The 14,011-nt window shown below is 40.9% G+C and carries 14 protein-coding genes; 12 read left to right on the top strand and 2 right to left on the bottom strand.

Features of this window, described 5'->3' with window-relative positions; all coding sequences use genetic code 11:
- Positions 1-14: 14 nt before the first annotated feature.
- Positions 15-131, top strand: coding sequence for a stage V sporulation protein SpoVM (spoVM, locus tag MHH33_RS11735; RefSeq protein ID WP_016427727.1), 117 nt, complete (start codon positions 15-17; stop codon positions 129-131).
- 36 nt (positions 132-167) lie between these two features.
- Here the strand turns inward: spoVM and rpmB are convergent, their stop codons facing one another.
- Positions 168-356 (bottom strand): 50S ribosomal protein L28, encoded by a 189-nt coding sequence (gene rpmB, locus MHH33_RS11730; RefSeq protein ID WP_016427726.1) that lies wholly within the window; start codon positions 354-356, stop codon positions 168-170.
- Between the two features lie 229 nt (positions 357-585).
- Between rpmB and MHH33_RS11725 the strand changes: the two genes are divergently transcribed.
- From MHH33_RS11725 to recG, 5 genes are all read left to right on the top strand, one after another.
- Positions 586-948, top strand: a complete 363-nt coding sequence (locus MHH33_RS11725; RefSeq protein ID WP_016427725.1) for an Asp23/Gls24 family envelope stress response protein — start codon at positions 586-588, stop codon at positions 946-948.
- Positions 949-964: 16 nt separating this feature from the next.
- Positions 965-2,632 (top strand): DAK2 domain-containing protein, encoded by a 1,668-nt coding sequence (locus MHH33_RS11720; RefSeq protein ID WP_342541824.1) that lies wholly within the window; start codon positions 965-967, stop codon positions 2,630-2,632.
- A 625-nt stretch (positions 2,633-3,257) separates the two neighbouring features.
- Positions 3,258-3,920 carry an L-serine ammonia-lyase, iron-sulfur-dependent subunit beta gene (gene sdaAB, locus MHH33_RS11715; RefSeq protein ID WP_016427723.1) on the top strand — a complete coding sequence of 221 codons (663 nt, stop codon included), beginning with the start codon at positions 3,258-3,260 and terminating at the stop codon, positions 3,918-3,920.
- Positions 3,921-3,933: 13 nt separating this feature from the next.
- The gene (gene sdaAA, locus MHH33_RS11710; protein ID WP_016427722.1) at positions 3,934-4,830 is read left to right on the top strand and encodes an L-serine ammonia-lyase, iron-sulfur-dependent, subunit alpha; all 897 of its coding nucleotides are present in this window, start codon (positions 3,934-3,936) and stop codon (positions 4,828-4,830) included.
- The gene (recG, locus tag MHH33_RS11705) at positions 4,823-6,871 is read left to right on the top strand and encodes an ATP-dependent DNA helicase RecG (RefSeq protein ID WP_342541823.1); all 2,049 of its coding nucleotides are present in this window, start codon (positions 4,823-4,825) and stop codon (positions 6,869-6,871) included. The genes sdaAA and recG overlap by 8 nt, the downstream gene beginning before the upstream one ends.
- A 925-nt stretch (positions 6,872-7,796) precedes the next feature.
- On the opposite strand, the gene MHH33_RS11700 is transcribed toward recG, so the two are convergent.
- Positions 7,797-9,236, bottom strand: a complete 1,440-nt coding sequence (locus MHH33_RS11700) for a PLP-dependent aminotransferase family protein (RefSeq protein ID WP_016427719.1) — start codon at positions 9,234-9,236, stop codon at positions 7,797-7,799.
- Positions 9,237-9,556: 320 nt separating this feature from the next.
- On the opposite strand from MHH33_RS11700, the gene fapR reads away from it, so the two are divergent.
- The 6 genes from fapR to rnc all read left to right on the top strand — a co-directional run bounded on the left by fapR (position 9,557) and on the right by rnc (position 14,011).
- On the top strand, positions 9,557-10,141 hold the full coding sequence (gene fapR, locus MHH33_RS11695; RefSeq protein WP_016427718.1) for a transcription factor FapR: 585 nt from the start codon (positions 9,557-9,559) through the stop codon (positions 10,139-10,141).
- Positions 10,138-11,130: a phosphate acyltransferase PlsX gene (plsX, locus tag MHH33_RS11690; protein ID WP_016427717.1), complete on the top strand. Its 993-nt coding sequence runs from the start codon at positions 10,138-10,140 to the stop codon at positions 11,128-11,130. Before fapR ends, plsX begins: the two co-directional genes overlap by 4 nt.
- On the top strand, positions 11,127-12,071 hold the full coding sequence (gene fabD / locus MHH33_RS11685; protein ID WP_016427716.1) for an ACP S-malonyltransferase: 945 nt from the start codon (positions 11,127-11,129) through the stop codon (positions 12,069-12,071). The genes plsX and fabD overlap by 4 nt, the downstream gene beginning before the upstream one ends.
- On the top strand, positions 12,071-12,817 hold the full coding sequence (gene fabG, locus MHH33_RS11680; protein WP_016427715.1) for a 3-oxoacyl-[acyl-carrier-protein] reductase: 747 nt from the start codon (positions 12,071-12,073) through the stop codon (positions 12,815-12,817). Before fabD ends, fabG begins: the two co-directional genes overlap by 1 nt.
- A gap of 58 nt (positions 12,818-12,875) precedes the next feature.
- Positions 12,876-13,112: an acyl carrier protein gene (acpP, locus tag MHH33_RS11675; RefSeq protein WP_016427714.1), complete on the top strand. Its 237-nt coding sequence runs from the start codon at positions 12,876-12,878 to the stop codon at positions 13,110-13,112.
- A 131-nt stretch (positions 13,113-13,243) separates the two neighbouring features.
- On the top strand, positions 13,244-14,011 hold the full coding sequence (rnc, locus tag MHH33_RS11670; RefSeq protein WP_016427713.1) for a ribonuclease III: 768 nt from the start codon (positions 13,244-13,246) through the stop codon (positions 14,009-14,011).

The raw sequence follows: 14,011 nt of genomic DNA, 5'->3' as shown, positions 1-14,011 counted from the left end.
GAAGGAGTGAAAGCATGCGTGTTTATACGTTTAGATTACCGAAATTTGTAAGTGGGTTTGTAAGAATGTGTTTAGGTTGGATGAATACCGAGGATAAACCGAAGAAGAGGAACGAAAAAATGCCAGACTGACTTATGTCAGTCTGGCATTACTTATGGGCGCGAAGATTAAACGCGCTCAACTTTTCCAGATTTCAATGCTCTCGCAGAAACCCATACACGTTTTGGTTTGCCGTCTACAAGAATACGAACTTTTTGTAGGTTAGCTCCCCAAGTACGTTTTGTTGAGTTCATTGCGTGAGAACGAGCGTTACCAGCACGAGCTTTGCGCCCTGAAATTACACATACTTTTGGCATACTATTTTCCTCCTCAAAAAAGAAGCTGAAAGATTTTTTTCAGTTCGATATTTCACATACTTTAATAATTTAACATATAGTAAATTTCTTTGCAACAAGTTTTAACCCCTCTTTCAAGAAAAAAGCCTTTACAGACAAATGCAGGAGATGTTAACGTTTTCTTTTATTAAAGGACTTTGTGTAGTACAATAATGGGTAGTCAAAAAGGACTTATAAGGAGGCATACTCTATGTCAATTGAGTTAAAAAACGAATTCGGTCAAATTGATATTTCAAATGACGTCGTTGCCCAAATTGCAGGTGGAGCAGCTATTGAGTGTTATGGAATTGTAGGAATGGCTACTAAACACCAAATTCGAGATGGTTTAACGGATATTTTACGTAAAGAAAATTTTGCTAAGGGTGTACTTGTACGCCAAAATGGCGAGGATCTTCACATAGATATGTACATCATCATCAGCTACGGCACTAAAGTGTCAGAAGTAGCTTATCAAGTTCAATCGAAAGTTAAATACACATTAAATAAGACATTAGGACTAGCAGTGAAATCAGTAAATATTTACGTTCAAGGAGTTCGTGTTACGAACCCATAAGAGGAGGAAGTAGGATATGAAGTCTTTAGACGGAATTCAATTTGCAGAAATGGTGAAAATGGGTGCCCATCATCTATTTCAGAATGCAGATTATGTGGATGCGCTAAACGTCTTTCCTGTTCCCGATGGTGACACGGGAACGAACATGAACTTATCCATGTCTTCTGGAGCAAAAGAAACAGAAGCACATGCAGTTGCTCATATTGGAAAAACAGCACAAGCACTATCAAAAGGATTGTTGATGGGTGCCCGTGGGAACTCGGGCGTTATTTTATCCCAACTTTTCCGTGGATTCGGAAAAGATGTTGAAACTAAATCATCTTTGACGGCAAAAGAGTTTGCCCACGCATTCCAACATGGTGTGGATATGGCTTATAAAGCAGTCATGAAACCAGTGGAAGGAACTATTTTGACCGTAGCAAAAGATTCTGCTAAAAAAGCGGTTGAAGTTGCAGAACATGAAGACGATGTCATTGTTGTGATGGATGAGTTGCTTAAAGAAGCAAAAGCGTCTTTGGCACGTACGCCTGATTTACTTCCGGTATTAAAGGAAGTTGGTGTAGTTGATTCTGGTGGACAAGGTCTTGTGTTCGTTTATGAAGGTTTCATTGCTTCGATGAAAGGCGAGAAATTACCTGAGAAGACCTCTGCTTATTCAATGGATGATCTTGTAAGTGCGGAACATCATAAAAATGTTCAGGGCTTCATGGATACATCGGACATTGAATTTGGATACTGTACGGAGTTCATGGTGAAATTCATGCCAGAAAAAGTAGCAGAACATCCTTTCAATGAAAATGACTTCCGCGAAGGTTTGAGTCAATTCGGTGATTCATTGCTGGTTATTTCGGATGACGAGATTGCAAAGGTACATATCCACTCTGAACAACCTGGTAATTGTTTAAGCTATGGTCAGAAATATGGCGATCTTATCAAAATCAAGATTGAAAACATGCGTCAGCAGCATGCTGAAATTGTTGGAGATGATTACAAAAAAGATCAACCGACTGCCGCTCCTGCAAAAAAACATCCGTATGCAGTGGTTACCGTTGCGATGGGTGAAGGAATTTCCGAACTTCTGAAAAGTGTAGGTGCAAGTGCAGTCATTGAGGGCGGTCAAACAATGAACCCTTCTACGGAAGATATCGTCAAAGCGATTGAAGCGGTTGGCGCTGAAAGAGTTCTTATTTTGCCGAACAACAAAAATATAATCATGGCAGCTGAGCAAGCTGCAGAAGTGATGGGTATTGAAGCGGCAGTAGTACCAACAAAATCTGTTCCTCAAGGAATGGCGGCATTGTTAGCATTCAATCCGGAAGCTTCTGTTGAAGACAACAAAGCAACAATGACTGAAGCTTTTGCACACGTCAAAACTGGCCAAGTAACGTTTGCGGTTCGTGATACTTCCATCGATGGTGTTGAAATCCAGAAGGATGACTTCATGGCGATTTCAGAAGGGAAGATTATTCTTGCCACACCTTCACTCGAAGAAGTTTCTCAAACACTTCTCAAGGATATGGTTGATGAAGATGCAGAAATCATTACCATCATTTACGGCGAAGACGTTACGGAAGTCGATGCCAACGAGTTGGCTGCATTTGTAGAAGAGAAATTCTCTCATGCAGATGTGGAAGTTTATAATGGGAAACAACCGTTATATCCATACATCATCTCAGTAGAATAATACACAAAAGCAGTGAATCAATTCGGTTCACTGCTTTTTTATACAAAGCTCTGTTAAACTAGACTATTGATTTCCGTTACGAGCGGACGCATTCTGCGTGCAGTTCGTGAGCCTCCTCACGCGAAAAAATCTGTGCTCCTGTTTCTACATCGCTCTACTAGCTTCGAAACATGAAAGTGCGTTGCATAGGTACGCTATCTTCGTCGCAAACGAATTGTACAAAAGCAATTTTGCACAATTCGTTCTCTGTGGATTCTCACTTGGACATGCTTAACCCGCAGGAAAGATATTGGACGAATGGCCAATATCTTTCCGACGAGTAACTACAGGATCCAAAACAGCGAAGACTCCTGAGGGATAGCGAAACAGTCGAGACCCCGCAGAAGCGAACATAAGAACGAAGACTAAGTACGCACTTCGTGTGGCAACGCCTTCGTGACCAACATCCTGTTGGCCTGAGGAGTCTTGACGCTCGCCCTAAGAAAGCGTAGCTATTTTGCGGAATCTCAACAGCAATATTTAACATGGCTTGACACATAAATGTAAGCGGATTCTATTACTTTTGTTTAATGTGCACTTATATTGTAAACTGTTAGTAGAAATTCGAAACAAAGGGGTTATTAAAATGAAGTTTAAATCAGTCTTTGATATTATTGGTCCAGTCATGATTGGCCCTTCATCTTCACATACAGCAGGTGCAGCAAGAATTGGTCTGGTGACCCGCGAATTATTTGGCAGACAGCCAAAGTGGGCAAAAATTTATTTATATGGCTCTTTTGCCGAAACATACAAAGGGCACGGGACAGACATTGCCATTGTTGGGGGATTACTTGGTTTTGACACGTTTGATGAACGCATCAAAACTTCGTTTGAGCTGGCAAAAGATATTGGCATGACATTTGAATTCATCCCAGAAAGCGGTCACACTGAGCATCCCAATACAGCACGTATTGTCATTGGCGACGATTCAGGCGAAATGGAACTAATCGGCATTTCCATTGGTGGCGGAAAAATCGAAATCAGTGAATTAAATGGTTTCCCGCTTCGCTTATCAGGAAATCATTCTGCAATTTTAGTTGTACATGATGATAAACCAGGGAGTATTGCAAAAGTAGCAAGCTGTCTGGCGGAACAAAATATCAATATTGGACATATGGAAGTGTCTAGAAAAGAGCAAGGTCAGAGGGCGTTAATGGTTATTGAAGTGGATGAGCCAATCGAAGATCATGTGTTATTGCAAATCTCACAATTGCCTTATATCACACAAGTAACGAAAATTGCAGATTAAAGGAGTTATATAAATGAATGTTCTATTTCGTAATGTAAAAGAATTGGTCGCTTTGGCTAACAGTGAAAATAAATTGATTTCTGAGTTGATGATTGAGCAGGAAATGTTGGTTACACGAAGAAGCCGTGAAGACATCATGAATCAAATGGACCGCAACTTGACGGTCATGGAAGAAGCAGTTGAAAAAGGATTGAAAGGCGTTCAATCCACTTCAGGTTTAACTGGAGGAGACGCAGTGCTACTTCAAAATTACATGAAAAAAGGCAAAACGCTTTCTGGCACATTGTTGATTGATGCAGTTAGTAAAGCTGTAGCAACTAACGAAGTAAATGCGGCTATGGGGACGATTTGTGCAACACCGACTGCAGGTTCAGCAGGCGTAGTGCCTGGTACTTTATTCGCTGTGCAAAATCAATTGAATCCTACACGTGAAGAAATGATACGTTACTTGTTCACTTCAGGAGCTTTTGGATTCGTGGTAGCTAACAATGCATCCATTTCAGGAGCTGCTGGAGGATGTCAGGCGGAAGTAGGATCAGCAGCGGCGATGGCAGCGGCAGCGATTGTTGAAATGTCCGGCGGTACTCCACAGCAATGTTCGGAAGCTTTTGCGATAACGATGAAGAATATGCTGGGTCTAGTCTGTGATCCTGTTGCGGGATTAGTAGAAGTTCCATGTGTTAAACGCAATGCGATGGGAGCTGCAAACGCATTGGTTGCTGCAGATATGGCTCTAGCAGGCGTGACTAGCCGTATACCTTGTGATGAAGTTATTGATGCCATGTTTAAAATTGGTCAAACAATGCCAACTGCATTAAAAGAAACTGCGCAGGGCGGTTTAGCTGCGACACCTACAGGAAGAGCACTAGCAGAAAGAATCTTTGGTGCTGAATTTGTAAAAGGTGTCTGATAAAGCACTTCAGGCAGTCAGTAGTTTAAAAGGTATTGGTGGCGAAACAGAAAAAACACTGAATGACATGGGCATTGTTACTTTACTGGATTTAGTCATGACATTTCCATATCGTCATGAAGATTTTCGTTTAAAAAACATCTCAGAAACACCACATAATGAACGGATAACAGTGGAGGGAAGGGTCGAAAGTGAACCTTCCGTTCTTTTTTTAGGGAAAAACAAATCTCGTATGCAAATTAGACTTCTCGTAGGACCACATTTAATTAAAGTGGTCTTTTTTAATCAGGCATACTTGAAGAATAAAATAACCAGCGGTCAAATCATAACGGTAACAGGTAAATGGGATCGAGGTCGTCAGGCGATCAGCGTATCCAATTTTTCGCCAGGACCCAAAACGGACAATGTGGATTTTGAGCCCATGTATAGCCTGAAAGGATCTCTTCATCAAAAAACTTTCCGTAAATTTATGCATCAGGCTTTGCAGGAAGTGGCAAACGATTTAGAAGAATGTCTGCCACATAGCTTAAGAGAAACTTATAAACTTTTACCAGTGCATGAAGCGCTGGAAGGGATACACTTCCCGAAATCTGCCGAACATGTGAAACAGGCACGCAGACGATTTGTTTATGAAGAATTATTGCAGTTCCAATTGAAAATGCAAGCGATAAAAAAAGCGCGTAAAGAACAAAATAAAGGGCTCTCCATTGCCTATGATGTCCAGAAATTAAAAGACTTAATTGCTACACTTCCATACGAACTGACGAATGCTCAAAAGCGGGTAGTCAATGAAATATGTAAAGATTTAAAAGAGCCACACCGTATGAACCGCTTGCTTCAAGGTGATGTTGGTTCGGGTAAAACGGTTGTTGCTGCGATTGGTTTGTATGCAGTGATTACCGCAGGCTACCAGGGCGCCATGATGGCTCCAACGGAAATTTTGGCAGAGCAACATGCCGCGTCACTCCATGATTGGTTGTCACCTCTGGGGATACGTATGGCACTATTAACCGGTTCCACCAAAACAAAAGCAAGAAGAATTTTACTGGAGCAACTTCAAAATGGGGAGATTGACTTGCTCATAGGAACACACGCACTTATTCAGCCGGACGTAGAATTTAAGAAACTTGGTCTCGTCATTACCGATGAACAACATAGATTCGGTGTGGAACAGCGTAGGGTGCTGCGGGACAAAGGAATGAACCCGGATGTATTATTCATGACGGCAACACCGATTCCCCGCACACTGGCGATTACAGCTTTTGGTGAAATGGATGTATCCATTATTGATGAAATGCCAGCTGGGCGAAAAGAGATTGAAACGCATTGGGTTAAAAAGGAGCTTTTTGATCAAATCATTAAACGCATGGTGGTAGAACTTCAAGCTGGTAGACAAGCCTACGTCATTTGTCCACTCATTGAAGAATCGGATAAACTGGATGTGCAGAATGCAGTGGAAGTTTACGAACAATTGTCTTCCATTTTCCATCAGAAATATAAGGTAGGTCTGATGCATGGCCGTTTGCATTCGAGTGAAAAAGATGAAGTGATGAGGGCATTCAGTGATGGGGAAGTTCAAGTTCTCGTATCCACTACAGTAGTAGAAGTAGGGGTGAATGTTCCGAATGCCACGTTTATGGTTATTTATGATGCAGAACGTTTTGGTTTGGCCCAACTTCATCAGCTTCGCGGTCGTGTAGGGCGTGGCTCTGAACAGTCCTATTGTATTTTATTGGCTGATCCGAAATCCGAGGAAGGTAAAGAACGAATGACGTCAATGACAGAAACCAATGATGGATTCAAACTTGCTGAAAAAGATCTGGAACTTCGTGGAGCAGGTGATTTTTTCGGTCGGAAACAAAGCGGGATGCCAGAGTTCAAGATGGCAGACCTCGTCCATGACTACCGTGCACTAGAAACTGCAAGACAAGACGCTGAAAGATTTATTTCCTCAGATGAATTTTGGACAAGTGATGAGACAAAGTGTTTGCGGAACTACTTGGAAAAATCTGGTGCCATGGATGGAGAACGGATTGATTAATTAAGCTCTGTTAAATGGTATGGTTGTTTATCGTCCATTTGCGCATGCCGCACGTACCGCATGCCAACAAGTCGCCTCCACTCCAATCAAAAGAAATTGCTTCTGTAATCGTGTCTCTGTAAAATATATAAGTTGGAAGGTGGTTGGCTATTTCTGAAGACTCCTGCGGAAAAACGAAACAAGTTAGACCCCACAGGCTCAGCTGTCATAGACAGTTGAACCGAGGAGGCTAGCGTTTCGTCCGCGGAAAGCGAAAGATATAGCCGACCACAATCTATTTCGATAGAGTGCAAAAAATAAGAACTCAATTTTTATACTTTTAGATTAATTATTATTCTTTTGTCAACAAGCTGCAGGTCAAACTACCTTTGACCATTTTCATTCTTGCGGCTTGCTATGCGCAAAAGCCATTAATTATTAGCGTGGTGACTCGAGGCGAACTTCATTGTACGCAAAAAATCGCACAGGAGCATTTTCCTGTGCGATTTCTCCATGTTGAATAGTCGAACCATTCAAATGGTATTTATTTTAAAACCAAAAAATCAACGCTACAATAATTATTAGTGGAAGTAAGGCGCTATACATCAATCCAAGTTTAGTTATACTTTTTTCACTACTATAAACAGCGTCTCTTTCTTTTGTAACTAAAAGTGTACTTACCAGAGCGATCACCAAAATTATGGAAACGATAATTAATAAAATGAGAATGTTCATATTTCCTCCTTGAATGTCATCTTTATCGTAAACCTTGTTTAGAATATATCCTTACATTCAAACATTGAAATGATTACATATGAGATAAAAAATGTATTTCTACTTTTCCTACTGCCCTATCGCATATAATTATAAAGGATTTACTAAATTTATGACCATCCATTTCGGTATTAATTATACCATCCACTTTTGTGCTATTTTCAAAAATAAATTACTCTTGAACCACTTGCAAGGCTTCTGCAAATCGTTTTATTCCTTCATGTATATTTCCTTCATTTTCTCTAGCAAATGTAAAACGGACATATCCTTTTTCTGAACCCATTGTTGTTCCAGGAACAAATATAATCCCTCTTTTTATGGATTCTTCCAGCAGTTTCATTTCATTAAATTCTATATTCAGCTTGCACCAGATATGAATGCCTCCTTCGGGAGCATGAAAATCGACTTGTTTCCCAAGAAAAAATTCAAGGCTTTTGGCTATTTGATCTCTTCGCTTTTTCAACTGCATGTTTAACCTTTTTATATGTGCAGGAAAGTCTTCTGATTCCAGGAAATCATTTGCAATCCATTGAGTGAAACTCGAATGTCCAAAATCAATCTGCTGCTTCGCATCTGTTAATCGTTCAATCACCGCTTTTGGACCTATGATCCAGCCAATCCTCAATCCGGAAGCCACGATTTTTGATAATGAACTTATATACAGGACATTCCCTTGGGTGTCCATCGACTTTAAGGTGGTGACTTCATCACCCCTAAAGGAAGATAAACTGTATGGATCATCTTCCACAATAGGAATTCCGTACTTAGATGATATGTCCAAAACAGCTTTTCTTCTACTCTGGGATAGAAATGTTCCAGTTGGATTTTGGAAAGCGGGATTCAAGAAAATCATTCTGATTTTATGCTTTTTATATAAGGATACTAAGTCATCCGGATTAATTCCTTCCGTGTCCATGGGTAAATAATAGGTCCTGATACCTGCAGATTTGAATATAGGGAGACTGTAAGAATACGATGGATTCTCTATAGCTACTGCATCACCTGGCTTTAACAGGCATTGGATGACTAAATGCAAAGCTTGCTGTGCACCAGAGGTAATAAGGATTGAGGACGGATCTGTTCCCTCCATTTTCCTTTGATGAATCACATGTTTTGCAATTGTATTTCTTAATATCACATTCCCTTGAGGGTGATCATAGCCCAAGCTTCCGAAAAATGATCTGTTTGATGCAATGCTTCTCAGTGTGGCCTGTGGGAAGAGGTCTTCCGACAATTCTCCACTCGCTAAATTGATCAATTTATGATCAGCCACTTCTTTTCGGATTTTTTGGGTTACGGCTAAATTAGGCAATATAGAGCCAGCCTCAATATATCGATTCCAACTCGGAATCCGTTTCTTCGTAATCCCCCATATGTCTTTATTTATTGTTGTACCGCTTCCTCTTTTTCTTTGGATAAGCCCATTGGATTCCAATTCGTCGTATGCAGACACAACTGTACTGCGGTTAATGTTATATTCCTTAGCCAAGAACCTTTCCGACGGAAGTGGTTCATCATGCGGAAAAGTTCCATCCGCAATTCCGGCTTCGATATATTCCGCAAGCTGTTTATAGATTGCTTTTTTGGCATTTCTATCCGGCATCCAGTTCATTTTTCACATTCCCCTTTAGTACGTTTATCAATGCAGTTGATCGTGTGTTTTATTGGTTTAGTTACGATTTCTTTTGCTTGTCTCTATTATGGCACCAATGCCACCAAGAGAAAAATTAAACGCTATGCATCAATTAGTCTGTATGAAATATTCTTTAACTTCTTCTTTTCTTAGATGGCCCGAAAAAATTGCTCGCCTTTGAAAAATGCACTCTTTTGATGCTCCATTTGAAGTATGAACTTTCATAGAATCCTTGCATTCTTTTTGTTGTATTAATATACTGATATTAGTACCAAGTGCTAATATCGGATGGTGACCATATGAAACGCTCAAAAAAAGAACGTCAACAACTGTTAATAGATACGATAAAAAATAATCCCTTCATCACGGATGAAGAGCTGGCAGGCCAGTTTAGCGTAAGTGTCCAGACAATACGATTGGATCGATTGGAATTATCAATTCCCGAGTTACGCGAGCGCATAAAACATGTCGCTTCGAAATCTTTTGAAGATGAGGTACGTTCATTGCCGTTAAATGAAGTAATCGGTGAAATGGTAGACATTGAGTTGGATGTCCGAGCAATTTCATTGTTTGACGTTAAAACGGAACATGTATTCAAACGAAATCGAATCGCACGTGGGCATCATTTATTCGCTCAGGCCAATTCGTTGGCAGTGGCTGTCATTAATGATGAGTTAGCGTTGACTGTGAAATCGAATTTGTCTTTTGTTAAACCAGTCAAACTTGGAGATCGCGTTATTGCAAAAGCAGCAGTGACAAAAAAAGATCAAGATAAAAATCGCACATTTGTCGAAGTCACTTCAACTGTCGAAAATGAAATTGTTTTTGAAGGACATTTTGAAATGTATCGCACAAATGAGCATGGTAAAGGTGATGTATCATGAGAATCGCAGTAGACGCAATGGGTGGAGACCACGCACCTAAAGAAATCGTGGAAGGTGTTTTAAAAGCACTGGAGCAATTCGAAGATATCCATATTCTTTTATACGGTCATGAAGAAAAGGTGAAACCGTTTCTTTCAACTCATGAACGGTTAACACTTATACATACAGAAGAAAAAATAGAAGCAGACGATGAACCTGTAAGAGCGATTCGTCGGAAAAAAGATGCTTCGATGGTTCGCATGGCGGAAGCCGTGAAAAACGGAGAAGCCAATGCGTGTGTATCTGCTGGTAACACGGGAGCATTAATGGCTGCTGGACTTTTCATCGTAGGTCGAATTGAAGGAATTGAGCGCCCTGCACTTGCTCCAACATTGCCGACAATCGATGGACAAGGATTTGTTATGCTCGATTTGGGAGCAAATTCTGATGCGAAGCCTGAGCATTTGGTTCAGTTCGGTATTATGGGGAGTATTTATGCGGCAAAAGTACGTGGGATCGAATCACCACGAGTTGGATTGCTGAACATCGGGACGGAAGAAACAAAAGGAAATGAATTAACGAAGGCTGCTTTTAGTCAATTACAACAAGCACCGATTAACTTCGTTGGGAACGTGGAATCACGAGATTTACTGATGAATGTCGCTGATGTTGTTGTGACGGATGGTTTTACAGGCAACATGGTATTGAAGTCAATAGAAGGAACTGCAGCTAGCTTTTTCAGTATGTTAAAAGGAGTATTTGGCGCTTCTACGAAATCAAAAATATCCGCTTATCTAGTCAAAGATGATTTACGTGGTCTAAAAAACAAAATGGATTATACCGAATACGGAGGCGCTGCATTATTTGGTCTGAAAGCACCTGTCATCAAAGCACATGGGTCTTCCAATGCCAATGCCGTAATGAACGCAATCCGCCAGGCACGTACAATGGTTGAATTTGATGTGTGTGGCACAATCCATTCAACTATTGAAGGAGGTAAAACTAAATGACAAAAATTGCATTTATTTTTCCAGGACAAGGATCTCAAGCGATTGGCATGGGGAATGAATTGGTTCAGAGCAATACAGGTAACAAGGCGTTTTATGATAAAGCCGATGAGCAATTGGGATTCTCCCTTTCAACGCTGATGTTGGAAGGACCGGTTGAAGAATTGACGTACACTTATAATGCACAGCCCGCACTTTTGACAACAAGCACAATGGTATCTGAACTTCTGCAAGCTGCTGGTTTAAAACCAGATTATACAATAGGTCACAGTCTTGGAGAATATTCAGCACTTGTTGCATCAGGCGTTATGTCTTTTGAAGACGGTGTGAAAATTGTCCATCAACGTGGGTTATTTATGAATGAAGCGGTACCTGCTGGACTAGGGGCTATGGCTGCCATTCTCGGTATGGAAGCTGATGCTCTAAAAATGGTAACGGATCAAGTGACAGCTGAGGGTGAAGTTGTCCAACTCGCAAACTTGAATTGTCCTGGCCAAATCGTCATATCAGGAACAAAAGCCGGCGTTGAAAAAGCCTGTCTGCAAGCAAAAGAAGCTGGAGCTAAACGAGCGATCCCACTGGTTGTCAGCGGACCGTTCCACTCTGAGCTTATGAGACCTGCAGCATCGAAACTGGAGAATGCATTAAATGAACTGGACATGCATAATACAGATGTTCCTGTCATTTCAAATGTTACTGCCGGACCTGTAACATCGGCTGAGGAAATGAAACAGCTACTGGTTGAACAACTTTATTCACCTGTGCGTTTCGAAGAATCAATCCGTGCATTATTGGACTTAGGCGTAAACACATTCATTGAATGTGGACCTGGTAAAGTTCTGAGTGGATTAGTGAAAAAAATTGATCGATCGGCAGTCGTTTATGCAGCTTATGATAACGAAACTGTTGAGCAAGTAATTGAGGCAGCAAAGGAGTGGGCGTAATGGGGAAATTAATGGGGAAAACGGCAATCGTCACTGGAGCTTCACGAGGAATTGGTGCTGAAATCGCAAAGTATTTAGCTAAAGAAGGGGCACGCATTGCTGTGAACTACAGCGGCAGCCAAGCAAAAGCTGAAGAAGTTGTGAATGACATACTTGCAAATGGTGGAGAAGCTTTCGCCATTCAGGCAAGTGTCAGCGATGCAGAAAGTGTATCTGCAATGATTGCTGAAACAATGAGCCGTTACGGCAGTATCGATATTTTAGTCAACAATGCTGGGATTACACGCGACAATCTCTTAATGCGTATGAAAGAAAATGAGTGGGACGACGTGATCAACACAAATCTAAAAGGTGTATTTTTGTGTACGAAAGCCGTTACTCGCCAAATGATGAAGCAACGTGCTGGCAGAATCGTCAATATTGCATCGATTGTCGGCGTTTCAGGTAATGCGGGTCAAGCTAACTATGTAGCAGCTAAAGCGGGTGTTATTGGATTGACGAAAACAACTGCGAAAGAATTGGCTAGTCGTAACATTAATGTCAACGCTATTGCACCAGGATTCATCACTACTGATATGACAGACGAACTGTCCGAAGAAATGAAATCGCAAATGCTGACTCAAATTCCGTTGGCGAAGCTAGGCAATCCTGAAGATGTAGCAAAAGCGGTTGTATTTTTGGCTTCCGATGATTCGAACTACATTACAGGTCAAACGCTTCATGTCGATGGCGGAATGATAATGTAATTATCCTCTATGAAGTAAGCGTGGTTTTTTGTATAATCATTGAGGGGAGGTGACTTTAGTGGCAACAGTAGTAGAGCGCGTAACAAAAGTAATCGTAGATCGTTTAGGTGTAGACGAGAGCGAAGTGAAAATGGAAGCTTCTTTCCGTGATGATTTAGGTGCTGATTCTCTAGATGTAGTTGAACTTGTAATGGAATTGGAAGATGAGTTCGACATGGAGATTTCAGATGAAGATGCTGAACAGATCAGTACTGTAGGAAATGCAGTTACTTATATCGAAAGCAAACAAGGATAAGCAATTATTCACTTGCGAGACGCGATAGACATTCTTTAAGAATGGTCTATCGCGTCTCTATTTCTTTTTGCACATTACAGGACAAACGGGTAAACTAGACCGTAGAAACTAAAGGAAGGCAGATTATATAGATGACGGGTAAACGTAGAGGAACTCCTCAAAAAAACGGAACATTTTCCGAAACAGTCAAGCAATCATTTGCGGTATTACAGCAAGAATTAGGAGTTCAATTTCAAAACCCTGAACTTCTTTATCAATCATTTACCCATTCATCCTATGTGAATGAGCATCGACGGAAATTTTACACGGACAATGAGCGACTTGAATTTCTAGGTGACGCTGTTCTTGAACTCTCTGTCTCTCAATACTTATTTCAAAAGTTTACTGCCATGAGCGAAGGTGAATTGACCAAATTACGTGCGGCGATCGTTTGCGAACCGTCACTCGTTTTATTTGCGAATGAATTAAACTTTGGGAAGTATGTGCTTTTAGGTAAGGGAGAAGAGATTACAGGTGGACGCGAAAGACCAGCACTTCTTGCAGATGTGTTTGAGTCATTTGTCGGCGCACTATATTTAGATCAAGGCTTACAACCTGTTGTGAAGTTTTTGGAACAAGTTGTGTTTCCAAAAGTCGAAATCGGTGCTTTTTCGCATGTGATGGATTACAAGAGTCAGTTACAAGAAATGGTTCAACAAATGAACAATGGTGCATTGAACTATGAAATTGTAGAAGAAAAGGGACCTGCCCACAATCGAACGTTTGTCTCCAGTGTGAGATTAGGCAACACCGAGTTGGGTGAAGGTAAAGGCAAGTCTAAAAAAGAAGCTGAACAAAAAGCGGCCCAAGTAGCGATTATTCGCATACAAGGCCAAGTTGCAAGCAGACAGGAGGGCTAA

It is taken from the genome of Paenisporosarcina sp. FSL H8-0542, from assembly GCF_038632915.1.
GTDB lineage: Bacteria > Bacillota > Bacilli > Bacillales_A > Planococcaceae > Paenisporosarcina.
This window is presented reverse-complemented; position numbering and strand designations above follow the sequence as displayed.

What these genes read in the sequence shown, in the direction of transcription:
- sdaAA (WP_016427722.1), top strand. Translation starts at nt 3,934, where the DNA reads ATGAATGTTCTATTTCGTAATGTAAAAGAATTGGTCGCTTTGGCTAAC.
- plsX (WP_016427717.1), top strand. Translation starts at nt 10,138, where the DNA reads ATGAGAATCGCAGTAGACGCAATGGGTGGAGACCACGCACCTAAAGAA.
- MHH33_RS11725 (WP_016427725.1), top strand. Translation starts at nt 586, where the DNA reads ATGTCAATTGAGTTAAAAAACGAATTCGGTCAAATTGATATTTCAAAT.
- fapR (WP_016427718.1), top strand. Translation starts at nt 9,557, where the DNA reads ATGAAACGCTCAAAAAAAGAACGTCAACAACTGTTAATAGATACGATA.
- fabD (WP_016427716.1), top strand. Translation starts at nt 11,127, where the DNA reads ATGACAAAAATTGCATTTATTTTTCCAGGACAAGGATCTCAAGCGATT.
- spoVM (WP_016427727.1), top strand. Translation starts at nt 15, where the DNA reads ATGCGTGTTTATACGTTTAGATTACCGAAATTTGTAAGTGGGTTTGTA.
- rpmB (WP_016427726.1), bottom strand. Translation starts at nt 356, where the DNA reads ATGCCAAAAGTATGTGTAATTTCAGGGCGCAAAGCTCGTGCTGGTAAC.
- MHH33_RS11720 (WP_342541824.1), top strand. Translation starts at nt 965, where the DNA reads ATGAAGTCTTTAGACGGAATTCAATTTGCAGAAATGGTGAAAATGGGT.
- rnc (WP_016427713.1), top strand. Translation starts at nt 13,244, where the DNA reads ATGACGGGTAAACGTAGAGGAACTCCTCAAAAAAACGGAACATTTTCC.
- MHH33_RS11700 (WP_016427719.1), bottom strand. Translation starts at nt 9,236, where the DNA reads ATGAACTGGATGCCGGATAGAAATGCCAAAAAAGCAATCTATAAACAG.
- sdaAB (WP_016427723.1), top strand. Translation starts at nt 3,258, where the DNA reads ATGAAGTTTAAATCAGTCTTTGATATTATTGGTCCAGTCATGATTGGC.
- fabG (WP_016427715.1), top strand. Translation starts at nt 12,071, where the DNA reads ATGGGGAAATTAATGGGGAAAACGGCAATCGTCACTGGAGCTTCACGA.